The organism is Xanthomonas translucens pv. cerealis (assembly GCF_006838285.1).
Lineage (GTDB): Bacteria > Pseudomonadota > Gammaproteobacteria > Xanthomonadales > Xanthomonadaceae > Xanthomonas_A > Xanthomonas_A cerealis.
The window spans coordinates 3,684,086-3,705,921 of the sequence record NZ_CP038228.1 but is presented as its reverse complement, the minus strand read 5'-3'; the positions used below and the strand labels follow the sequence as shown (position 1 = coordinate 3,705,921).

The 21,836-nt window shown below is 67.0% G+C and carries 15 protein-coding genes and 1 pseudogene; 9 read left to right on the top strand and 7 right to left on the bottom strand.

Annotated elements, in window-relative coordinates; genetic code table 11:
• Window positions 1-39: 39 nt before the first annotated feature.
• Window positions 40-2,241 (top strand): DNA helicase II, encoded by a 2,202-nt coding sequence (gene uvrD, locus E4A48_RS16470; RefSeq protein WP_142742806.1) that lies wholly within the window; start codon window positions 40-42, stop codon window positions 2,239-2,241.
• A gap of 453 nt (window positions 2,242-2,694) precedes the next feature.
• Here uvrD and E4A48_RS16465 read toward each other — a convergent pair whose 3' ends face one another.
• Window positions 2,695-4,632 (bottom strand): M61 family metallopeptidase, encoded by a 1,938-nt coding sequence (locus E4A48_RS16465; protein WP_142742805.1) that lies wholly within the window; start codon window positions 4,630-4,632, stop codon window positions 2,695-2,697.
• Window positions 4,633-4,998: 366 nt separating this feature from the next.
• Between E4A48_RS16465 and E4A48_RS16460 the strand changes: the two genes are divergently transcribed.
• From E4A48_RS16460 to E4A48_RS16430, 4 genes and pseudogenes are all read left to right on the top strand, one after another.
• Window positions 4,999-5,565 carry a sugar O-acetyltransferase gene (locus E4A48_RS16460; RefSeq protein ID WP_142742804.1) on the top strand — a complete coding sequence of 189 codons (567 nt, stop codon included), beginning with the start codon at window positions 4,999-5,001 and terminating at the stop codon, window positions 5,563-5,565.
• A 79-nt stretch (window positions 5,566-5,644) separates the two neighbouring features.
• Window positions 5,645-6,091, top strand: coding sequence for a universal stress protein (locus E4A48_RS16455; RefSeq protein WP_039008481.1), 447 nt, complete (start codon window positions 5,645-5,647; stop codon window positions 6,089-6,091).
• Between the two features lie 1,062 nt (window positions 6,092-7,153).
• Window positions 7,154-7,624, top strand: coding sequence for a hypothetical protein (locus E4A48_RS16440; RefSeq protein WP_142742802.1), 471 nt, complete (start codon window positions 7,154-7,156; stop codon window positions 7,622-7,624).
• 174 nt (window positions 7,625-7,798) lie between these two features.
• Window positions 7,799-8,239: pseudogene (locus E4A48_RS16430) on the top strand (IS4 family transposase); the annotation flags it as partial.
• An 84-nt stretch (window positions 8,240-8,323) separates the two neighbouring features.
• Here the strand turns inward: E4A48_RS16430 and E4A48_RS16425 are convergent.
• Window positions 8,324-8,611 carry a DUF2782 domain-containing protein gene (locus tag E4A48_RS16425; protein ID WP_039008479.1) on the bottom strand — a complete coding sequence of 96 codons (288 nt, stop codon included), beginning with the start codon at window positions 8,609-8,611 and terminating at the stop codon, window positions 8,324-8,326.
• A 258-nt stretch (window positions 8,612-8,869) separates the two neighbouring features.
• Between E4A48_RS16425 and polA the strand changes: the two genes are divergently transcribed.
• Together polA and E4A48_RS16415 are read left to right on the top strand one after the other, a co-directional pair.
• Window positions 8,870-11,638 carry a DNA polymerase I gene (polA, locus tag E4A48_RS16420; RefSeq protein WP_039008477.1) on the top strand — a complete coding sequence of 923 codons (2,769 nt, stop codon included), beginning with the start codon at window positions 8,870-8,872 and terminating at the stop codon, window positions 11,636-11,638.
• A 639-nt stretch (window positions 11,639-12,277) separates the two neighbouring features.
• Window positions 12,278-12,757 carry a DUF421 domain-containing protein gene (locus tag E4A48_RS16415; RefSeq protein WP_142742801.1) on the top strand — a complete coding sequence of 160 codons (480 nt, stop codon included), beginning with the start codon at window positions 12,278-12,280 and terminating at the stop codon, window positions 12,755-12,757.
• A gap of 110 nt (window positions 12,758-12,867) precedes the next feature.
• Here E4A48_RS16415 and E4A48_RS16410 read toward each other — a convergent pair whose 3' ends face one another.
• The 5 genes from E4A48_RS16410 to E4A48_RS16390 all read right to left on the bottom strand — a co-directional run bounded on the left by E4A48_RS16410 (window position 12,868) and on the right by E4A48_RS16390 (window position 19,046).
• On the bottom strand, window positions 12,868-13,143 hold the full coding sequence (locus E4A48_RS16410; protein ID WP_058196821.1) for a DUF2164 domain-containing protein: 276 nt from the start codon (window positions 13,141-13,143) through the stop codon (window positions 12,868-12,870).
• On the bottom strand, window positions 13,140-14,039 hold the full coding sequence (gene hemF, locus E4A48_RS16405; RefSeq protein WP_142742800.1) for an oxygen-dependent coproporphyrinogen oxidase: 900 nt from the start codon (window positions 14,037-14,039) through the stop codon (window positions 13,140-13,142). Before hemF ends, E4A48_RS16410 begins: the two co-directional genes overlap by 4 nt.
• A gap of 433 nt (window positions 14,040-14,472) precedes the next feature.
• On the bottom strand, window positions 14,473-15,447 hold the full coding sequence (locus E4A48_RS16400; protein ID WP_039008471.1) for an LLM class flavin-dependent oxidoreductase: 975 nt from the start codon (window positions 15,445-15,447) through the stop codon (window positions 14,473-14,475).
• Between the two features lie 495 nt (window positions 15,448-15,942).
• A complete protein-coding gene (locus E4A48_RS16395) occupies window positions 15,943-16,506 on the bottom strand; it encodes a hypothetical protein (protein ID WP_058196823.1) in 564 nt (187 codons plus the stop codon).
• A 158-nt stretch (window positions 16,507-16,664) separates the two neighbouring features.
• Window positions 16,665-19,046: a S9 family peptidase gene (locus tag E4A48_RS16390; RefSeq protein WP_142742799.1), complete on the bottom strand. Its 2,382-nt coding sequence runs from the start codon at window positions 19,044-19,046 to the stop codon at window positions 16,665-16,667.
• A gap of 372 nt (window positions 19,047-19,418) precedes the next feature.
• Here E4A48_RS16390 and E4A48_RS16380 point away from each other — a divergent pair, with 372 nt between their 5' ends.
• Together E4A48_RS16380 and cydB are read left to right on the top strand one after the other, a co-directional pair.
• A complete protein-coding gene (locus E4A48_RS16380) occupies window positions 19,419-20,819 on the top strand; it encodes a cytochrome ubiquinol oxidase subunit I (protein WP_142742797.1) in 1,401 nt (466 codons plus the stop codon).
• Entirely contained in the window at window positions 20,819-21,835 is a 1,017-nt protein-coding gene (gene cydB, locus E4A48_RS16375) for a cytochrome d ubiquinol oxidase subunit II (protein ID WP_039008467.1), read from the top strand. Before E4A48_RS16380 ends, cydB begins: the two co-directional genes overlap by 1 nt.
• The last annotated feature ends 1 nt before the right edge of the window (window position 21,836 follow it).

The window sequence follows — 21,836 nt, the reverse complement described above, 5'->3', positions numbered from 1 at the left end:
GGCCGGTCCCGGCTCCCGCACATGGCGTAAAATGCGCGGGTGGATGTCTCCCATTTGCTCGATGATCTGAACCCCGCCCAGCGCGAGGCCGTCTCCGCTCCGTCCGGCCATTACCTGGTTCTGGCCGGCGCCGGATCCGGCAAGACGCGCGTGCTCACCCACCGCATCGCCTGGCTCAACGAAGTCCACGGCGTGCCGGTGCATGGCATCTTCGCGGTCACCTTCACCAACAAGGCGGCCGGCGAGATGCGCCACCGCACCGACCTGCAACTGCGCAACGGCAGCCGCGGCATGTGGATCGGCACCTTCCACGGCCTGGCGCACCGCCTGCTGCGCCTGCACTGGCCCGACGCCAAGCTGCCGGAAAGCTTCCAGGTGCTGGATTCGGACGACCAGCTGCGCCTGGTCAAGCGTGTCGTGCAGCAGCTGGAACTGGACGAGGGCAAGTTCCCGCCCAAGCAGATCGTGTGGTGGATCAACCAGCAGAAGGACGAGGGCCGGCGCGCGCAGCACATCCAGCCCGAGCCGCGCGACGAGTGGACCACCACCTTGCGCAGCGCCTACGCGCTGTACCAGGAACGCTGCGATCGCGCCGGCCTGGTCGATTTCGCCGAGCTGCTGCTGCGCGCGCACGAACTGCTGCGCGACAACCCGGCATTGCTGGCGCATTACCGCAGCCGCTTCAGCGAGATCCTGGTGGACGAGTTCCAGGACACCAACGCGATCCAGTACGCGTTCGTGCGCGTGCTCGCCGGCGACAGCGGGCGCGTGTTCGTGGTCGGCGACGACGACCAGGCGATCTACGGCTGGCGCGGCGCCAAGGTCGAGAACGTGCAGCGCTTCCTGAAGGATTTCCCGAACGCGCAGACCATCCGCCTGGAACAGAACTACCGCTCCAGCGCCAATATCCTCAATGCCGCCAACGCGGTGATCGCGCACAACCCCGACCGCATCGGCAAGCAGCTGTGGACCGATTCGGGCGACGGCGATCCGATCGATCTGTACGCGTCCTACAACGAGATCGACGAAGCGCGCTACGTGGTCGAGCGCGTGCGCCAATGGGTGCGCGACGGCGGCAGCTACAGCGAGGCGGCAGTGCTCTATCGCAGCAACGCGCAGTCGCGCGCGTTCGAAGAATCGCTGATCGCCGAGCAGGTGCCGTATCGCGTCTACGGCGGCATGCGCTTCTTCGAGCGCGCCGAAATCAAGGACACCCTGGCCTACCTGCGCCTGGTCGCCAACCGCGCCGACGATGCGGCGTTCGAGCGCGCGGTGAACACGCCCACGCGCGGCATCGGCGACCGCACCCTGGACGAAGTGCGGCGCCTGGCGCGCGCGCAGTCGCTGTCGCTGTGGGCCGCTGCGCAACAGGCCGCGCAGCAGGGCGGCGAACTGGCCGCGCGCGCGCGTAACGCACTGGCGCAGTTCCTGGGGCTGATCGAGCAGTTGTCCGCCGAAGTGGCCGGCCTGCCGCTGCCCGAGCAGATCGACCAGGTGCTGGCGCGCTCGGCGCTGCGCGAGCATTGGAGCAAGGAAAGCCGCGGCGGCCTGGATTCGGAATCGCGCACCGACAATCTCGACGAACTGGTCTCGGTCGCCTCGCGCTTCGTGCGCGCCGACAACGACGCCGACGCCGACGAGGGCCGCCAGGCGATGACCGAGTTGGTCGCGTTCCTGGCTTACGCCTCGCTGGAGGCCGGCGAAGGCCAGGCCCAGGCCGGCGAAGAGGGCGTGCAGCTGATGACCCTGCATTCGGCCAAGGGCCTGGAGTTCCCGCTGGTATTCCTGGTCGGCATGGAAGATGGCCTGTTCCCCAGCGCGCGTTCGCTGGAAGAGAGCGGGCGGCTGGAAGAAGAGCGGCGCCTGGCCTACGTCGGCATCACCCGCGCCCGCCACAAGCTGGTGCTGAGCTACGCTGAGTCGCGGCGCATCCACGGCCAGGACAACTACAACGTGCCCTCGCGCTTCCTGCGCGAAATCCCGCGTGAGCTGCTGCACGAAGTGCGGCCGAAGGTGCAGGTGTCGCGCAACGCCTCGCTGGGCGCGCCACGCAACCTCGGCCACAGCGCCATCGAAGCGCCGGCGATCCGGCTCGGCGCCAACGTGCAGCATCCCAAGTTCGGTGGCGGCGTGGTCATCGACTACGAAGGCAACGGCGCGCATGCGCGCGTGCAGGTGCAGTTCGACGAGGTCGGCGCGAAGTGGCTGGTGATGGCGTACGCGAACCTGACGGTGCTCTGACGGGCGGGGTGCTGTGACGCTTTGTGTGGGCGCCAGAGTGGCGACTGTGCAGAGCGCGCCGAGCGCATGGCGCCGGTGAAGTGCGGCATCGCGTGGCGAACGCAGCCTCGCAGCCATCCTGCTTCGGAAGCAGTCGGGACTGATGTCCCTCCTGCAGTGCACCCAGTCAACCCGAAAGCGGCGCAATCCCTGCGTGCGTTTTTGGCCTCTTCTCGTGGCCGCAGGCGCCGCGACGCCTGCATTCCCGCGCGTCTGCCTACAAACACGGCCGGGTCAGGGGAGCGCGTTCATTCCCAGAAGCTGTACTTGCGCGCCAGCGCCAGCGGTTCGCCGCCGCCGCCGCGCCCGGGCGCCCGATGCACAGCGTTTCACAATGGTGGCGCCAGGCCCGCTTTGCCCTCGGGCGGCCTGCCCGCGCAGTGGCTGCCGGTACCGACCCGGCAGCCCGTCGCGTCAGCGGCGCGCGGCGATGATCTGGCTCAAGCTGTCCGGCGTACCGTCCACCCGCACCAGATGCGGGTACTGCAGGCCGTCGTGGTAGTTCACTGGCACGTCGCGCACGCCGCCCTGGAACTTCAGCGTCAGCACGATCGGCGCGGTGCCGCCCTTGGCCTCGGCGATGGCCTGCTTGAGCACCTCGCGCGTGTACTCCTGGCCGTTGACCGCCAGCAGCGTGGCGCCGCTGCTGATGCCGGCCTTGAACGCGGGGCCGTCCCAGACCACGTCGTTGATGCTGGCATCGTCGTTCATCACCAGGCCCAGCGACCAGGCGAAGTTGTAGCGGTGGCGCGCCGACTGGTGGCGGCTGTCGTATTGCTTCTCGAACGCGCTGGGCTGGTCGGTATAGACCAGCTTCCAGCCGCTGGCCTGCAGCCCTTCCAGCAGCGGCGGGTTCACCGCATCCACGCGCGGCGCGAGGTAGCCGGCCCAGTCGAACACGGCCACGCCATTGAGCGCGGCCACCACGTCGTCGAAGGTGTAGGTCCTGACCGTGTGGCTGCCATCGTCCACGCCGAAGAAGGCCTTGGCGAAATCGTCCAGCGACTTGCGGCCGTGGCTGAGCGCGCGCAGCTTGGCATCCACCGCCAGCCACAGCATCTGCCCGCCGCTGTAGTAGTCCTCGCTCATCTGCCAGCTGCGGTACGGCAGCGGCGCGCGATGCGCGGCGGTGGGATCGTTGGTGGTGTCCTCCAGCGAACGCCATTGGAAGCCTTCGCGGTTGCGGTCGTAGTTGGCCGCGGTCATCGCCAGCGCATCGCGGAACTGTTCCGGCGTCCACATCCCGGCGCGCGCAGTGAGCACATAGCCCCAATACTGGGTCTGCCCTTCGTAGACCCACAGCAGCGAATCGCCCATCGGCACGTTGAAGGTGGGCGTCCACAGATCGGCCGGACGCCGGAACTTGCCGTTCCACGAGTGCGTGTACTCGTGTGCCAGCAGATCGCGGTCGGGCGCGTTGTCGGCCCAGGCGCTGAAGTAGTCCGCCTCCAGCCCGTTCTCGCTGGACTGGTGGTGTTCCAGGCCGTTGCCGCCGAGCACGTCGGACAGCGAGAACAGGAAATCGTAGTGGTCGTAGTGATGCGAGCCGAACAGCTTCAGCGCCTGCACGGCAAGGTTGCGGTGCGCCTGCAACTGCGCGGGCGTGATCTCCAGCGACGCCGGGGTATCGGCGACGACGTCCAGATGCACCGGCGCGCTGCCCGGCGGGGTGAGATCCACGCGCTTGAAATAGCGCCCGGCGTAGATCGGCGAATCGACCAGCGTTTCGAAGTCCACCGGCTTGAACGTGGTGCTGGCGCCGGACTGCGTGGCGGTCTCCAGCGCGGTGCCGAACTGCCATCCCGCCGGCAGGGTCACGCTGGGCAGCACGCTGATGCCGTGCGTGTAGTGCCCGGCCGGATACAGCGCCAGCTTGTTCCATTCCAGCTGCAGCATCCTGTCGGTCATCTCGAAGCCGTCGTCGCGTGGCGACAGATACTGGAAACGGGCCTCGATCGCGGACACGCCCGGCGGCACGTCCACATGGAAGGTGTAGACATCGAAGGTGTCGCGGCGCCACGCCAGCGGCGCGCCGTTGGCGGTGAGCGTCAGCCCGGCCAGCATTGCCACCGGCCCGCTCGGCGAATGGTCGCCGGGGATCCACTGCGGATACTGCAGCGTCAGCCGCCCGGGCGCGACCGGGATGGTTTCGCGCACCCGGTAGATGCCCTGGCGCACGTCGCCGGCATCCACCTGCAGCGCGATGCTGCCGGGGTAGGGCGTGTCCTGCGGCGCCGGCACATCCGGCATGCGCAGGATCTGCGCGCCGGCCGTGCCTGCGATTGCCAGGCAAACGCCCAGGGCCAGGGCCGAGCAGGCGCGGCGGGGAGTAGGAATGGCGGCGACGTACATGCGGGCGCTCCGGCGGCTTGGAAGTGGGAAGGGCGAGCGCGCGACGTTAGCACCTGCGGGGCGCGCTTGGTGCGGCTGCCGGGAGTGCGGTTGCGCCGTGGTCACGTCTTTGCGTGGTCTGGGGGATGTCGCGCCTGGGCGATGTACCGGTCGCTACGTTGCGCGCCGCTGCACGGAGCGTCGAAGTCGTGGTCGCGAGGGACGATGATCGCTGCGCTCGCATTGCAGCGCGGATCAGCACCGCTACGATTCTCGCCAGGAAGCACGCCAAATGCGGCGGGTGTAACGCGACCGGCAAGGTCTACCGGGTAGGCCCGTCACGCCGCGATGCGATGATGCAACCTCCACATCGCCTGGGAGGGCAGGATGCTTAGCGAGAAAGACAAGATGCTAGCCGGCGCGCTGTATCGCCCCGGCGATGCGCAGTTGCAGGCCGACCAGGCCGCGGCCAAGGCGTGGATGCTGCGTTATAACGCGGCGCTCGCCGAAGCGCCTGCGCTCCGGCGCGCATTGCTTGGCGAGCGGTTGGGCGCAGTCGGGCGCGGGGCGGTGGTGCGGCCGCCGTTCCATTGCGACTACGGCTACAACGTCTTCCTCGGCGAGGACGTGTTCCTCAACTTCAATTGCGTGATCCTGGATGTCTGCAAGGTCAGCATCGGCGATGGCACGCAGATCGGGCCGGCGGCGCAGCTGTATGCGGCCGACCATCCACGCGATGCGGCGCAACGTGCGGCCGGGCTCGAGTTCGGCCGGCCGCTGACGGTCGGCCGCAATGTCTGGATCGGCGGCGGGGCGATCGTGTTGCCCGGGGTGACGATCGGCGACGACGCGGTGATCGGTGCGGGCAGCGTGGTCACCGGCGACGTGCCTGCCGGCGCACGCGTGGCCGGCAATCCGGCACGCGCGCTGGCGGCGCGATCGCCCGGAAATTGATCCGGGTCAAGGCGCGGCGTTCGCGCCGGGTGTCCAATGCTGCCCATGCCGCTGCGAGCGGCGTTACCGGAGCACGCATATGTACCAGCGCATTCTGATTGCGATCGATGGTTCCGAGTTGTCCGACAAGGGCTTGCAGCAGGGGTTGGCGCTGGCCGCCCGGCTCGGCGCGCACGTGGACATCGTCACCGTCTCCGAGCCCTGGGCCATGGGCATGTACGACGCGATGGGCTGGAGCGTGGGCTACGAGGCCACGCCCGAGTACCGTCAGGACCGCGAGGACGGGGCGCAGAAGATCCTGGCACCGGCGCTCGACGCGGCTGCCGCGGCCGGCGTCACCGCACATGGCTGCCACGTGCTTGACCGTTACGCGGCCGAGGGCATCATCGACATCGCCACCGCGCACCAGTGTGACCTGATCGTGATGACCTCGCATGGTCGCCGCGGCATGAGCCGGGTGCTGCTCGGCAGCCAGACCGCCGAGGTGCTGGCGCACAGCCACGTGCCGGTGCTGGTGATTCGCTGAGGACCAGGGCCGCGTTGGGCGCGCGTCCGACGATGCGTCCTGTAGATACCGTCTTCAGCCGCGACCGGGGCGTTTCCGGCGGCTGAAGCCGCTCCTACAGGGCGCGCGGTGTGCTGGCTGGGTGCACTGTAGGAGGCGCTTCAGCCCCGACGGCGCGGAGCATCCGCACACCAAACATGCCTGCGCTCGCGGCCGATTGCCCGAGCCCGGCTAAAGCCCACCTGATTAGCACGCTACTTCAGCCGAAAAAACTGCACGCGGTTCATTGCCATGATCTGACTCCTGCACGAGTGGCTTGCCGTCAATGTGCAGGTGCACAGGCTCAGGGCCTGCGACTGGCTGAAGTAGCGTGCTAATCAGGAAAGCCCATCCCATTACACACATCTCGCCAAAACGGTTGGCGACGGGTTTCGGCGCTTGCAAGTGATTGATTCTCATAGCTTGCCAAAGTCATCCGAACACTTCTTGGCTGCGGAGCGAGACTTACTGCAACCAACTGATTTTAAAGGTACTTTTTGACTTTCGTGTAATAGGATGCGTTGGAACAGCTACTGGAGCAGCTGCGTCCGCCGCGCGCCGTTGGCGAACACGAAAAGGCCATCTCAGCCGGTGCAACGCCAAGAAGCCGATGATCTGGCGTTTGGTGAAGGCTCGTGAATCCCCCGCGTCAATGCTTCGTCGTCCCAGCCATAACTTCGGCCAGCCACAACGTGAATCGGAGAGCTCTGCGCCAGACTTAATTCTACGGTCACTACAGGAGATCAAGATGGGTCTATGCGCTTCAAGGCCGAGCGTGGCAGGTTCACCCGAGCATTATGCAACCCACACCATCTGGTCGTTGAGTGCAATCCGCAGGCCTAAAATCCGAGTGGTTTTTATTTAATTTTTAGTCAATAAGATGTTTAATAAAATACGTGGCGGAATGTCGTCAGGATCAAACAGTGTTTACGGCTCCTCTGAGGCTTGTGGCGATAAAAGTTCGACCGCAAACGAGTCGGGTCAATCGACAACGCCATCTGGCTCTTTATCTGGACTGAAGCGCCCCCCGGAATGTCTGTTAGAATGAGTGTGCCAAAGCACATCTCGAAAGCCGAGATGCAAATGAAGCTGAACGCAGGGAATATTACTTATTCTCAGCTTCATGAGATTGCAAATGATTTCCGAAGCTCCGCAGGCATGACTCTGGCAATTACGGGTAGTTTCGCGCTCCAGCTTCATGCCGGAAGACCCTTCCATCGCCCAATCAATGACATTGATTTTGTTGTCGCCAATCTGGCCGAGCTCAAGGCCAATCTGGAGCAGAGCGCGATATTTGACGCGTCGAACATATCGGTCGCGGAAGATAACGGCTGGGTCATTCATCGGCCTTCTAGACAAATCTTCGATGTCTTACAAGCTGGAGGGCGCTTTGGTAGCTTGGAAAATATTGAGTATGCTGGCGGATTACCGGTCATATCTTTCAATGAGTTGGTTAATTCGCTTAAACGCCGAGATGGAAATTCATCTGATTTGGACTTTGCCAAATCGCTTTGATTGCAATCCTATTTTTTGAAAATAAAGTTAAAAAAGGTGGATCCGGATCAGCCAATTTAAATTTAAAAAATTTCCTGAATTTGATACGCCCAGGGTTCCGTAGACACTCAAGGCCCTCGTTGCGCGTAGCGCCGTTCAAACTCTACAGGGGCAGGTCGCCAGTTGAACGTGGAGACGCTGGAGCAAGCGGTGGAGTTGATCGACTGGTACCGAGCGCGTTGGGAGATTGAGTTGTTCTTCCTGATCCTCAAGCAGGGTTGCCGCATCGAGGCCCTGCAATTGGGAGATGTCGAGCGCATCGAGACGGCACTGGCGCTGTACCTGGTGGTGGCCTGGCGGATCAACCGGCTGATGCGGCTGGGGCGATCGCTGCCGGACCTACCCGCAGACCTGCTGTTCGAGGCTGACGAATGGCAGGCGGCCTATGTGCTCAACAAGAAGAAGCCGCCCAAGCAGGTGCCCACGTTGAACACGGTGGTGCGGTTAGTGGCACAGTTGGGTGGCTTTCTGGGGCGCAAGGGCGATGGTGAGCCGGGCGCCAAGACGCTGTGGCTGGGGTTGCGAGACGTCGCCGTGTTCGTGCAGGGGCTGCGGTTCGCTCGGAAAATGGCGTGAGATGTGTGTAATGGGATGGGCTAAAGCCCGACACAGGCGCGCGCTCGGGAACTGGAGACGGAGCGCCAATCCCCGATCCCCGCCTTACCAGCTATACAACTTCCAATACACCGGCGACACATTGTCCTTGTTGCCGTCCATGTGCCCGTCGCCGTTCTGGTCGTACAGGTAATAGGCCGGGGCGCTGGCCGGGGTCACCTTGACCATGCGCAGCTGGCCGGAAACACGGTATTCGTCCACGGTGTCGCCGTTGTCCATTTTGCGGTGGGCCACGTCCGCGCCGCGGACATCCACCGGCGGGCCGTCGGGGCCGGTACCGGTCGAGGCGCAGCCGGCCAGCAGCAACAGCGGAACCAGCATCAGGGCTTTCATCGCAGCGTTCTCCACAGCCTAAAGTCGTCGCCGCCGATTATGCGCCGCGCCGCCGCATTCGGCGCGCGATGTCCCGGACCATGGCCCCCTTTTTGCGGAAGGTGCCCCGCAGGGGCGGATGAGGGTCCGGGCGCAGCCTCGCGCACCCAACTCCGCGAGACGCTTTCGCGCCGCACCCTCACCCCAACCCCTCTCCCGGGGGGGAGAGGGGCTCAGGCGCTTCCCGGTCCCGCGTTCCACCCAGCGTAGAATTGCTCGATGAGCCGATTAGTCCTGATCGACGGGTCCAGTTACCTGTATCGCGCGTTCCACGCGCTTCCCCCGCTGACCAACCCCGCCGGCGAGCCCACCGGCGCGTTGTTCGGCGTGGTCAACATGCTGCGCGCCACCTTGAAGGAACGCCCGGAGTACGTGGCCTTCGTGGTCGATGCGCCGGGCAAGACCTTCCGCGACGACCTGTACGCGCAGTACAAGGCCAACCGCCCGCCGATGCCCGACGAACTGCGCACACAGGTCGAGCCGATGTGCCAGATCGTGCATGCGCTGGGCATCACTATCCTGCGCGAGGGCGGGGTGGAGGCCGACGATGTGATCGGCACGCTGGCCCTGCAGGGCGCCGGCGATGGCCTGGATGTGACCATCTCCACCGGCGACAAGGACTTCGCCCAGCTGGTGCGCCCCGGCGTGCAACTGGTCAACACCATGAGCGGCAGCCGCATGGACTCCGATGCGGCGGTGATGGAGAAGTTCGGCGTGTGGCCGAGCCAGATCGTCGACCTGCTGGCGCTGATGGGCGACGCCATCGACAACGTGCCCGGCGTGGACAAGTGCGGACCCAAGACCGCGGCCAAGTGGCTGGCCGAATACGGCTCGCTGGACGGGGTCATGGCCAATGCCGATGCGATCAAGGGCAAGATCGGCGAGAACCTGCGCGCGGCGCTGGCGCGGCTGCCGCTGAACCGCGAACTGGTCACGATCAAGACCGACGTGGCCCTGCCTGGCGGCCCGCGCACGCTGGGCCTGCGCGAGCAGGACCCGGAGCAGCTGCGCGGCCTGTACCAGCGCTACGGCTTCACCCAGGCGCTACGCGACCTGGACGGCGGGGTGGCGGCCCCGGCCGGCGCCGCCGAGGTCACCCCCAGCCTGCGCGGCACCGCCGCCGGCTATGCCCGCGCTGCCGCGCCGATCGACGCCACACTGGACCCGGCGCTGGCCGCCAAGGGCGAATACGCGACGATCCTGACCCAGGAGCAGTTCGAGGACCTGCTTGCGCGCCTGCGCGCGGCCGACGGCTTCGCCTTCGATACCGAGACCGACGCGCTGGACGCGATGCGCGCCAACCTGGTCGGGCTCAGCTTCGCGATCGAGCACGGCCGCGCCGACTACCTGCCGCTGGGCCACGACTACCCCGGCGCGCCGGCGCAACTGGACCGGACCCTGGCACTGGCGGCGCTGAAGCCGCTGCTGGAGGACCCGGCCAAGCCGAAGGTCGGCCAGCACGGCAAGTATGACCTGCACGTGCTGCGCCGCCACGGCGTGGACGTGCGCGGCTATGCCGACGACACCATGCTGGAGAGCTTCGTGCTCAATTCCACCGCCAGCCGCCACGACATGGATTCGCTGGCGCGGCGCTACCTGGGCTACGAGACGGTCAAGTACGAGGACGTGGCCGGCAAGGGCGCCAAGCAGATCGCGTTCTCGCAGGTGGCCATCGACGACGCCACCGGCTACGCCGCCGAGGACGCCGACATCACCCTGCGCCTGCACCGCGCGCTGTCCGCGCAGCTGGACGCCGAGCCGGCGCTGGCGCGGGTCTACCGCGAGATCGAGATGCCGCTGGTGCCGGTGCTGGCGCGGATCGAGGCCAACGGCGTGAGCGTGGACATGGCCGAACTGCGCAGGCAGAGCCAGGACCTGAGCCAGCGCATGCTCGCCGCGCAGCAGAAGGCCACCGCGCTGGCCGGGCGCACCTTCAACCTGGACTCGCCCAAGCAGCTGCAGGCGCTGCTGTTCGACGAACTGAAACTGCCCGCGCTGCTCAAGACCCCCAAGGGCCAGCCCAGCACCAACGAAGAGGCGCTGGAGGCGATCGCCGAGCAGCACGAACTGCCGCGGGTGATCCTGGACTACCGCGGCCTGGCCAAGCTGCGCAGCACCTACACCGACAAGCTGCCGGAGATGATCAATCCAGACACCGGCCGCGTACACACCAGCTACCACCAGGCCGGCGCCGCCACCGGGCGGTTGTCCTCGGCCGATCCGAACCTGCAGAACATCCCGATCCGCACCGACGACGGCCGCCGCATCCGCCGCGCCTTCGTCGCCCCGCCCGGGCGCAAGCTGATCGCCTGCGACTACTCGCAGATCGAACTGCGGATCATGGCGCACCTGTCCGAGGACCCGGGCCTGCTGCGCGCCTTCGGCGCCGGCGTGGACGTGCACCGCGCCACCGCCGCCGAAGTGTTCGGGCGCAAGCTCGAGGACGTCACCGGCAACGAGCGCCGCGCCGCCAAGGCGATCAACTTCGGCCTGATGTACGGCATGAGCGCGTTCGGCCTGGCCCGCAACCTGGGCATCGGCCGCGGCGAGGCCCAGGACTACGTGGCGCTGTACTTCAGCCGCTACCCGGCGGTGCGCGACTTCATGGAACGCATGCGCGAGCAGGCGCGCAGCCAGGGCTACGTGGAGACCCTGTTCGGCCGCCGCTTGTACCTGAACGACATCAACGCCAAGCAGCAGGGCCTGCGCGCCGGCGCCGAGCGCGCGGCGATCAACGCGCCGATGCAGGGCACCGCCGCGGACATCATCAAGCGCGCCATGGTTACCGTGGACGCCTGGCTGGAACAGCACCGCGAGCGCGCGCTGATGATCCTGCAGGTGCACGACGAACTGGTGTTCGAGGCCGATGCCGACTTCGTCGACACCCTGCTGCCGGAAGTGACCCGGCTGATGGCCGGCGCCGCCGCGCTGAAGGTGCCGCTGGTGGTGGACAGCGGCGTCGGCGACAACTGGGACGAGGCGCACTAGTCTTTACCGGGGATTCGGGACAGTTACTGCTAACGGGATGGGTGCTGCGCGGCTGGGGCGCCGGGCGGTGGGCCTGAACGTCTTTATGCGCCGCGATGCATGCTCTGGCAGAAGAATCGCTCGCGGCGAAGGCAGGTATTCGCGCGGAGGCATTTGCGCCTGGATCGCCGTCGTCGCGCGACTGCGGAGCGGGACCGCATCGATGCTGCAGCATCGACGCGACAAGGCCTAACAACGCACCGGTTCGCGATCCAATCGGCATTACAAACGATCGGTCGCCGCGTTCCCGTGCATGGATCCAGATCCTATAAAAATCAATTGTTTCTGGAACCCTGCGTTGCGCTGGATTTCACGAATGAATCGGTCCTTAATTCGATGAATTTTTAACTGAAATCTTCACGAACTAGCAAGGTGCAAAGTGTTTTTATATCCCTCGACAGGCGCAATACCTGTCGCGGATCTCCTCCCATCCCCTGGAGCAGATCCAGGAACGGCGACTCCTCCCCAAGTCTCCGTTCCCTGGCCCCGCCGACCTCCCCCTGGTCCGCGGGGCTTTTTTATTGGACCCTGGAAAATCCAGTGCACTGCCATCGCCAGCGGCGTAAGGTCGCCGCTCCACCCAACCCTGCGAGCCGTGCGATGCCCGATCTTTTCCATCTGTCGATGCCGTGGTGGGAATTCATTTTCCGCGCGGTGGTGGTGTATATGGCGGTGCTGACCATGGTGCGGGTGTCGGGCAAGCGTGCGATGGGGCAATTGACCCCGTTCGACATGCTGCTGATCGTGCTGCTCGGCAATGCGGTGCAGAACGCCTTGTTGGGCCAGGACACCTCGCTCGGTGGCGGCCTGTTGCTGGCGGCCACGCTGATCGCACTGAACTTCGGCGTCGGCCTGATCACCTCGCGCAGCGATCGCGCCGAACGCTTCATCGAAGGCGAGCCGGTAGTGCTGGCGCGCGACGGCCACGTGTTCCGCCAGGTGCTGCGCCGCGAACTGGTCAGCAACGCCGACTTCGAGGCGGCGATGCGCCAGCAGGGCTGCCTGGGCCTGGACAACGTGCGCCTGGCGCTGCTGGAGACCAATGGCCACATCACCATCCTGACCAACAAGGACGGCTGAGCGCAGGGCTTTCGGCAGCGCCCAGGCGATTGGCCGCGAGCGGCTCAGCCGCGACCGGGCTTTTCCGGTAACGCCCGGTCGCGGCTGAAGCCGCTCCACAGGAAGTGGCGTCATCGCGATTCGCGGCGCGGCTCGGTCGGCTGTTCGAGCTGGTAGAGCGCGTCGTCGAGCGCGTCCAGCTGGGTGACCAGCTGGGTACGCGCGTCCTGCAAGCCGCGGTTATAGAAATGCGCGCCGATGCGCTCGGCGACGAAATCGAGCAGGAATTGCGCCTCGAAGCCGCCGATCTCCTGCTGCAGCTCCTCGCGCAGATAGCGTTGCAGCTGCTCGGCGATGCGTGCCTTGTCCTCGCGCCCCAATACGCGCGACGGCAACAGCGCGCTCATGCCAGCCAGTCGCGTGGTACCAAGTAGTCGGCCAGGCGTGCCTCGGCACTGCCGGGCTCGGGCTGGAAGCCGTATTCCCAGCGCACCCGCGGCGGCAGGCTCATCAGGATGCTCTCGCTGCGGCCGCCGCTCTGCAGGCCGAACAGGGTGCCGCGGTCGTAGACCAGGTTGAACTCGACGTAGCGTCCGCGCCGGTACAACTGGAACTCGCGTTCGCGCTCGCCCCACGGCAGCGTGCGGCGGCGCTCGACGATCGGCAGATAGGCGTCCAGGAAACCGTCGCCGACCGCGCGCTGGTAGGCGAAGTCGCGCTCGAAGTCGGCATGCAGGTCGTCGAAGAACAACCCACCCACGCCGCGGGTCTCGTTGCGGTGCTTGAGGAAGAAGTACTCGTCGCACCAGCGCTTGTGCGCGGCATAGCGGTCCTCGCCGAACGGCGCGCACAGCGCCTGCGCGGTGCGGTGCCAGTGGCGCACGTCCTCGTCGAACGGGTAGTACGGGGTCAGGTCGAAACCGCCGCCGAACCACCAGGCCACGGTCTGGCCGTCGCGCTCGGCGTGGAAGAAGCGCACGTTGGTGTGGGTGGTGGGCAGGTAGGGGCTGTGCGGGTGGAACACCAGCGACACGCCGGTGGCGCGCCACGAGGCGCCGGCCAGTTCCGGGCGGTTGGCGCTGGCCGAAGGCGGCAGGCGCGTGCCGGACACGTCGGAGAAGCCGATCCCGGCCTGCTCGAACAGCGCGCCGTCGCGCAAGATGCGGGTGCGTCCGCCGCCGCCCTCCGCCCGTTGCCACAGGTCTTCGGCGAAACGGGCGCGGCCGTCGGCGGCCTCGATGGCGGCGCAGATGCGGTCCTGCAATCCGGTGAGATAGTCGCGGACTCTGTCGAAATCGTGCATGGGCGCATTCTAAGCGGTCGCCACCGTGGCGTCTGCACGCCGTGATGCTGTGCATGGGCGGCCGCGCCGGACGCGACCATCACGCTGCCGCACCGCGGCATGCGCGCAGCGCGGCCATGCCTAATGCCTTGGAGAACGTGTCCAGCAGCACCGGGCGCCGGCCGGCGCGCACGCGTCCTCCACGTCGTCCACGGAGGCTTCGTCCACGACCAAGCTCGCGCCATGGCGCGGCGCAGTTGCTTTTCGGATAGCGCCCGGAATGGGCTTCCAGTTCCTGTTGCAACAGTGTGGTGATGCCGGGGGCGGACCGTAGGACGATTCGTTCAGCTGCAGGCGCAGCAGCTGCTCGCCTGCGGCGAAGCCGCCGTTGTCGTCGACCAAGGGGCCGGTGGGCGACACCGTGGGGCAATCCTGTTAAGGAGGCGCTTGGCGGTCAGGCAGGGGCGGCGTTCAGTGCCGGTATCACCTGTTCTCCGAACAGGCGGTAGGAGGTCTGTACCGCGTCGCGGTCTTGGCGATGGCCGGCGAAGAAGCCGACGATGTTGCCGGCACCGGTGGCATACAGCTGGGCCATGATCTGCTCGCCGACGTCGCCTGGGCTGCCGGAGATGATGTCCTCGTCCAGGATCGACGGCATCTGCGCCTGTGCGGCCTTCGCGTGCGCCAGGGCATGTGCGCGGCTGTCGGCGACGAAGATGCAGCGGCGGATCGCCAGCTGCTCGGGGCTTTCCGCTCGCCCGGCCCGTTGCGCCGCCTGCCGGTAGGCATCGAACAGCTGTACGATCTGCGCGGTGGGCAGGAAGCCGGTGCAGACCTTGTGGCCGCGGCGGGCCGCCTCCGCCGCCGCGTCAGGGCTGCGCACCGTGGCCCAGATGGGGGGAGCCGGCTGTTGCAGCGGGCGTGGCACGATGAGCAGGTTGTCGAACGACCAGTACCGCCCCCGATGCGACAGGCCCGGGCTGTGCAGCGCTTGCTCGATGATATCCAGGGCTTCGCGGTACATCGGCGCGATATCGTCCTCGCCGATGCCGACCGCAACTGCCTCGCGCGGATTGGAGCCGCGGGCCACTCCGATCTCCAAACGGCCCTGGCTGAGTTGGTCGAGGACGCCGATTTCCTCGAGCAAACGCCATGGGTGCCACATCGGCAATACCCAGCCCAGCACGCCGATGCGCAGGCGACGGGTGCGCGCCGCGACGCTGGCCGCCAGCAGTCCCGGCGCAGGGCAGGCGCGCGCGCCGCTGAAGTGGTGTTCGCTGAAGAAGATGCCGTGGAAGCCTTGCGATTCGGCCTGTGTCCACGTCTCGCTGCGCCATGCGTATTCGTCGCTGCATAACGAGGCATCGAAATGCAGGGGGTTCTCGTCGGAAGAGATGTTCAGTTGTTCGAAAATCCATGACTTGATCATGCACGCCTTTACGGAAGGAGAACGGTCATGAAGACCGCACGCAAGATTGCCCCTTGCCGCGTGGCGAAGGCTTGCGGCTGCCAAAACTCTTCGAGTGGACGAAGCGCCAGCGGGCGAGGGGAGCGCGGCACGTTTTCAATGGAGCCGTTACTTTGCACGCGGCGCGGCGCCAGCGGGGCGCTATAAGTCACACATAGCTCGCGTAGTCGGACTTGTCTCGTTATTACGACGGCGCCGCATGCGCCAGCGGCTGCTGCGCGCGCTCGCCGTGGCGTATCGACACGGCGTTTTGGCCAATCGGGGCTGGTCGCCAGGAGCGCACGCAATCTGCAGGAAGATGCGCCATGCAGGTGGCCTGGCTGCGCCGAGCCGCGTGGGATCGGCCAGAGAGGACTCATGCCGCCGTCGAACGCAGCCGATTGCCCGCGATCAGGCGCAAATCCGTTGCAGCATCACCGCGGACTCGATGCTGCCTGCAGTGGCGGTGACGTGCGCTCAGCGGCGGAATTCGGCGCGGATCGTTGGCCGGTACAACTGGTAGACGATCCAGCCATGCAGCACGGCGAAGACCAGGGAGGTTACCGTGGCGGTGGCCATGCTGATCATGCGCCCGGCCTGCAGCTGATCAAGCAACTGCGTGCCGTCGGCGCTATGCCGCATTGCCTCGGGCGGCATCTGCTGCATCGCACCGAAGAATTGCCACAGCAGCGGCAGGCTGGCGAAGTTGGCCAGGGCGGTGACGACCAGGAAGGCCACGAAGCCCAGCCGCGCCCATTCGCGCCGTTGCAGCAGTCCCCAGGCGGCGGCGCTGAACAGCAGCGCCAACAGTGCCGACAGCAGCGACAGGGCCAACATGTGGTCCAGGCACCATTGCAGCAGCGCCGGCAGGGGCATGCCAATGCGCAGCACCACTGCTTGCAGCGCGCCATCGGGCAGCAGCGCCAGCACCGCCAATTGGCCCAGCGCGTACAGCAGCCAGACCACGCCGACCACCAGCGAGATCTGCGCCATCGTGTCGATGATCGGGTTGCGCGCGGCGGGCAGGGGCGGTGGCAGCATCGGCGGTCCTTCGGTGGAGTGGCGCAGCGGGGGCGTCGCGAAGCGTTCGGCAAGGATAGGGCGGGTCGCTGCCGGCGCAAGCGAGCTGCGTCCCTATCGGGAAGCCGGCGTGTCGCTCGTCGCGGCTTCAGCCGCGACCGCTTGCCACAGGCAGGGCCTTACCTCAACTGCTGCTCGAACAGTTTCAGCACCCGCTTGTATTCGTCCAGCCACGAATCGGCGCGGGTGAAGCCATGCTTTTCCAGCGGGTACGGGGCGATCTCCCAGTTGTCCTTGTGCAGCTCGATCAGCTTCTGGCTCATGCTCACCGAATCGCGGAAGAACACGTTGTCGTCGATCATGCCGTGGGCGATCAGCAGGTGGTCGCGCAGGCCGGCGGCGTATTCGATCGGCGAGGAGGCGCGGTAGGCCTGCGGGTCCAGCTCCGGGGTGTTGAGGATGTTGGCGGTGTACTCGTGGTTGTACTGGGTCCAGTCGCCGACCGCGCGCAGCGCGGCGCCGGCCTTGAAGGTGCCGGGGCTGCGGAACAGCGCCATGTAGGTCAGGAAGCCGCCGTAGGAGCCGCCGTAGATGCCGGCGCGGTCGCGGTCGCCCTGCTTGTCGGCGACCAGCCAGTCCAGGCCGTCCAGGTAATCGTCCAGTTCCGGATGGCCCATGTTGCGGTAGATCGCGGTGCGCCAGTCGCGGCCGTAGCCGGCGCTGGCGCGGTAGTCCAGGTCGAGCACCACGTAGCCCTTTTGCACCAGCAGGTTGTGGAACATCTGCTCGCGGAAGTACGGGGTGTAGCGCGCCGAGACGTTCTGCAGGTAACCGGCGCCGTGCACGAACATCACGATCGGGTAGCGCTTGCCGGGTTCGGGATGCTGCGGGCCGTAGTACTTGCCCCAGACCACGCCGGCGCCGTGCATGGATGGCACCTGCACGTACTGCGGCTGGATCCAGGCGCGCGCCTTGAACGCCGCGCTGCGGGTGTCGGTGAGGGTGCGCGCGCTGCCGCCGGTCACCGGCAATACCGCCAGTTGCGGCGGCAGGTAGCTGCCCGAATAGCGCACCAGCAACTGCTGGCCGTCCGGCGACAGCGCGAAGTCTTCCACGCCGTCGAGCGCGGTCAGCTCACTGATGCGGTCGTCGCGCAGATCGAGCTTGCAGACCTCGTAGTCGCCCGGCCATTTGCGGTTGCACAGGAACAGGAAGCCCTGGCCGTCGGCCGTGGCGACCGGCGCGGAGACTTCCCACTTGCCCGAGGTGCGTTGCCGCGGCGTGTCGTTGCCGCGCTGGGTGTACAGGTGCGCATAGCCGGATTGCTCGGACAGCAGCCACAGCGTCTGGTTGTCGGACAGCCAGCCGAAGTCGTTGAAGCTCCAGTTGATCCAGGCCGCGTCGCTGAGACGGTGGCGGCTCTGCAACGTGGCCTTGTCCAGGTCGACGCTGGCGATCCAGCGGTCCTTGTTGTCCACCGCGCGCAGCATCACCGCAGCATTGCGGCCGTCGGCGCTCCAGTGCAGCGCCGGACCGGCGCCATCGCCGTCGGTCTCCACGCGGATCGCGCGCGGCCCCTGCAGCGGTTCCTGCTTGGCCGCCTTGCGCAGCGCCGCCAGCGGATCGGCGTCGATGCCGGGCAGGCCCGCCACGTCGAGCTTGCGCGCGCTGCCGGAGACCACGTCCACCAGCCACAGGGTCTGCGCCAGCGGCGGATTGCGGCCGACGCGGGTGCGCGCTTCCTGGAATTCCTCGTAGCCCGATTCGGTCACGTACCTGGGCATCTTGCCGTCGCGGCCTTCGTCGCCGTCCTTGGCGTGGGTGACCACCAGCAGGTGGCGGCCGTCCGGCGACAGCGCACTGTCGTCGATGGCCACGTCCTCGCCCAGGTACACCGGCGCCGGCGCGCGGCTGGCGTCGGCGCGGCGCCAGGCCTGCTCCTGCTGCCGCGCCAGCTCGCGCTGCGCGCGATCGCGGGCCAGGGTTTCCAGGGTACGCAGTTGCTGCTCGCGCAGTGCGTCGGGCTTGGGCGCGGCGTCGGGATCGCGCTCGGCCTTGAGCACCGCGGCCTGCAGCGTGCCGCCGCCGGCGCTCCAGCGGTACCAGTCGTTACCGACGCGCCACAGCGCGCCGCCGTCGGTGCCGAACTGCGGGCGCGCTGCGGCCTCGTTGCTGCGGGTCAGCTGGGTCAGCGCGCCGCTGCGCAGGTCGCGCAGGAACACGTCGCCGTTGCGCACGAACAGCATGCGCTGGCGCGTCGCGTCGTAGACCGGATCGGCCGCATCCAGCGCGCTGCGCTGGGTGTCCTCGACGCGCTGCGCGGCGGCGCCATCGACGTCCTGGCGGTAGGTGTCGCGCACAGGGCTGCCGGCGCGCTTGAGCTGGTACTGCACCTGGCGTCCGTCCCAGGCCCACCAGGCCGCTTCGACCGGCGGTCCGATCCAGTCCGGATCGGCCATCGCCTGCTCGATCGTCAACGGGGCAGCGGCGTCCTGCGCGACGGCCAGCGGCGCCAGGCAGGACAGGGACAGCAACACAACGCACAGGGTTACGCGACGCATCTGGATTCCGGACGAACGGGAAGCGGCGAGGGTAGCAGTCGCGGCGCGGCGGCGACTGCGCCGTTGGTCATGGGGTCGGGACCGGGGACCCGGGGGTGTGCGCGAGTGCGCTGCATTCTTGCTTTGCTTTAGGAGAGAGGCTGTTTCTTGTTCAAGGAAAATCGGCACTCTTTCATCGAGCCGCTTGACCATGCTTCCTGCTCCGGCACGCTCCTGCGGTCCCCGGTCCCCGGTCCCCGGTCCCCGGTCCCCGGTCCCCGGTCCCCGGTCCCCGGTCCCCGGTCCCCGCTACCCCTGCGACAACCCGTCACACGCAATTTCACGACCAGGGGCTAACAATGACGCTCGGTTTCGGTTTCATGAGCGACGTCGATGGACGCAGTGCTGCTCTCGCGCATCCAGTTCGGATTCGTCATCAGTTTCCACGTGTTGTTCCCGGCCTTCACCATCGGCCTGTCGAGCTGGCTGGCGTTCCTGGAATGGCGCTGGCTGCGCACCCGCGACACGCTGTGGCGCGATCTGTATTTCTTCTGGCTGAAGATCTTCGCGGTGTCGTTCGGCATGGGCGTGGTCAGCGGCATCGTGATGAGTTTCCAGTTCGGCACCAACTGGTCGGTGCTCAGCGAGCGCGCCGGCAACATCCTCGGCCCGCTGCTCAGCTACGAGGTGCTGACCGCGTTCTTCCTGGAGGCCTCGTTCCTGGGGGTGATGCTGTTCGGCTGGCGCAAGGTGCCGGAGAAACTGCATTTCCTGGCCACCTGCCTGGTCGCGCTGGGGACGCTGATCTCCACCTTCTGGATCCTGTCGGCCAACAGCTGGCTGCACACGCCGGCCGGCTACGCCATCGTCGATGGCGTGTTCCAGCCAGCGCACTGGCGCGAAGTGATCTTCAATCCGTCGTTCCCGTACCGGCTGACGCACATGGTGCTGGCCGCGTTCATCACCACCTGCTTCGTGATCGGCGGGGTCAGCGGCTGCTACCTGCGGCGCGGCGTGCATGTGGACGTGGCGGGGCGGATGCTGAAGCTGGCGGTGGCGTTCGCCGCGATCGCGGTGCCGCTGCAGATCGCCGCCGGCGACGCGCATGGCCTGAACACGCTCGAGCACCAGCCGATGAAGGTGGCGGCGATGGAGGCGCACTGGCATGGCGAGGCGCCCGGTGCCGGCGTGCCGCTGGTGCTGTTCGCGGTGCCCAACGAGCAGGCCGAGCGCAACGACTACGAAGTCAAGATTCCGCGCGTGGGCAGCCTGATCCTGACCCACACCCTGGACGGCGAGATCGCGCCGCTGACCTCGGTGCCGGCCGACGAGCGGCCGCCGGTGATGCCGGTGTTCTACGCGTTCCGGATCATGGTCGGGCTGGGCATGGCCATGCTGCTGCTGGCGTTCGTGTCGCTGTGGTTCTGGTGGCGCGGCACGCTGTTGCGGCGGCGCTGGCTGCACGCGGCCTGGAACGCGATGCTGCCGGCCGGGTTCGTGGCCTTGCTGGCCGGCTGGTTCGTCACCGAGATCGGGCGCCAGCCGTACGTGATCTACGGCCTGCTGCGCACCCGCGATGCGGTCAGCGCGATCAGTCCGGCGATGGTGTGGGTGTCGCTGGGCGTGTACGTGGCGGCGTATGCCTTCGTATTCGGCTTCGGCGGCTGGTACATCCTGAAGATGCTGCGCAAGGGGCCGCTGCCGCACGAGCCCGGGCCGCACCTGCAGGATGGCGACAAGACCCCGGCGCGGCCGCTTTCGGCGGCCGACGACGACCTCGAGGAGACGCGCTGATGGACATGCCCACCGTGCTGCCGGTGATCTGGTTCGGGGTGATCGGCTTCGGCGTGCTGATGTACGTGCTGCTGGACGGCTTCGTGCTCGGCCTGGGCATCCTCGCCCCGTTCGCCGAGGACGAAGCGCAGCTGGACCTGATGATGAACACCGCCGCGCCGATTTGGGACGGCAACGAGACCTGGCTGGTACTCGGCGGCGCCGGCCTGCTGGCGGCGTTCCCCAAGGCCTATGCGCTGATCCTGTCGGCGCTGTACCTGCCGGTGCTGCTGATGCTGGTCGCGCTGGTGTTCCGCGGCGTGGCGTTCGAGTTCCGCTTCAAGGCGCATCGCTCCAAGTACCTGTGGGGCTGGGCGTTCGCGCTGGGTTCGCTGTGCGCGGCGTTCTGGCAGGGCGTGATCCTCGGCGCGCTGGTCGAGGGCATGCCGCTGCAGGGCGGCAAGTACCTGGGCGGCGTGCTCGGCTGGTTCAGCCCGTTCTCGATGCTGACCGGCGCGGCGGTGGTGTTCGGCTATGCGCTGCTCGGCGGCAGCTGGATGATCCTGAAGACAGAGGGGCCGATGCAGCGCGTGGCGCGTTCGCTGACCCGGCCGCTGGTGCTGGTGGTGGTGGTGTTCATGGGCCTGGTCAGCGCCTGGCTGCCGTTCCTGGATTCGCGGATCATGGCGCGCTGGTTCCACGGCGGCAATTTCTGGTGGCTGTCGCCGGTGCCGCTGCTGGTGCTGGTCAACGCGTTCGCGCTGTGGCGCGCGGCGATGGCGCAGGGCCGCGATGCGCGCCCGTTCCTGCTGACGCTGTGCTTTTTCGTGCTCGGGTTCTTCGGCCTGGTGCTGGGCATCTGGCCGAACATCGTGCCGCCGGGGCTGACCATCTGGGAAGCGGCCTCGCCGCCGTCCTCGCAGGGCTTCGTGCTGGCCGGGCTGGCGGTGCTGCTGCCGGTGATCCTGGGCTACACGGCTTGGTCGTACCGGGTGTTCCGCGGCAAGATCACCGCCGACAGCGGCTATCACCACTGAG

What these genes read in the sequence shown, in the direction of transcription:
- E4A48_RS16425 (WP_039008479.1), bottom strand. Translation starts at nt 8,611, where the DNA reads ATGAAAGCCCTGATGCTGGTTCCGCTGTTGCTGCTGGCCGGCTGCGCC.
- E4A48_RS16390 (WP_142742799.1), bottom strand. Translation starts at nt 19,046, where the DNA reads ATGCGTCGCGTAACCCTGTGCGTTGTGTTGCTGTCCCTGTCCTGCCTG.
- E4A48_RS16400 (WP_039008471.1), bottom strand. Translation starts at nt 15,447, where the DNA reads ATGATCAAGTCATGGATTTTCGAACAACTGAACATCTCTTCCGACGAG.
- E4A48_RS16410 (WP_058196821.1), bottom strand. Translation starts at nt 13,143, where the DNA reads ATGAGCGCGCTGTTGCCGTCGCGCGTATTGGGGCGCGAGGACAAGGCA.
- E4A48_RS16460 (WP_142742804.1), top strand. Translation starts at nt 4,999, where the DNA reads ATGCTTAGCGAGAAAGACAAGATGCTAGCCGGCGCGCTGTATCGCCCC.
- E4A48_RS16465 (WP_142742805.1), bottom strand. Translation starts at nt 4,632, where the DNA reads ATGTACGTCGCCGCCATTCCTACTCCCCGCCGCGCCTGCTCGGCCCTG.
- E4A48_RS16380 (WP_142742797.1), top strand. Translation starts at nt 19,419, where the DNA reads ATGGACGCAGTGCTGCTCTCGCGCATCCAGTTCGGATTCGTCATCAGT.
- hemF (WP_142742800.1), bottom strand. Translation starts at nt 14,039, where the DNA reads ATGCACGATTTCGACAGAGTCCGCGACTATCTCACCGGATTGCAGGAC.
- E4A48_RS16455 (WP_039008481.1), top strand. Translation starts at nt 5,645, where the DNA reads ATGTACCAGCGCATTCTGATTGCGATCGATGGTTCCGAGTTGTCCGAC.
- E4A48_RS16415 (WP_142742801.1), top strand. Translation starts at nt 12,278, where the DNA reads ATGCCCGATCTTTTCCATCTGTCGATGCCGTGGTGGGAATTCATTTTC.
- polA (WP_039008477.1), top strand. Translation starts at nt 8,870, where the DNA reads ATGAGCCGATTAGTCCTGATCGACGGGTCCAGTTACCTGTATCGCGCG.
- E4A48_RS16395 (WP_058196823.1), bottom strand. Translation starts at nt 16,506, where the DNA reads ATGCTGCCACCGCCCCTGCCCGCCGCGCGCAACCCGATCATCGACACG.
- E4A48_RS16440 (WP_142742802.1), top strand. Translation starts at nt 7,154, where the DNA reads ATGAGTGTGCCAAAGCACATCTCGAAAGCCGAGATGCAAATGAAGCTG.
- cydB (WP_039008467.1), top strand. Translation starts at nt 20,819, where the DNA reads ATGGACATGCCCACCGTGCTGCCGGTGATCTGGTTCGGGGTGATCGGC.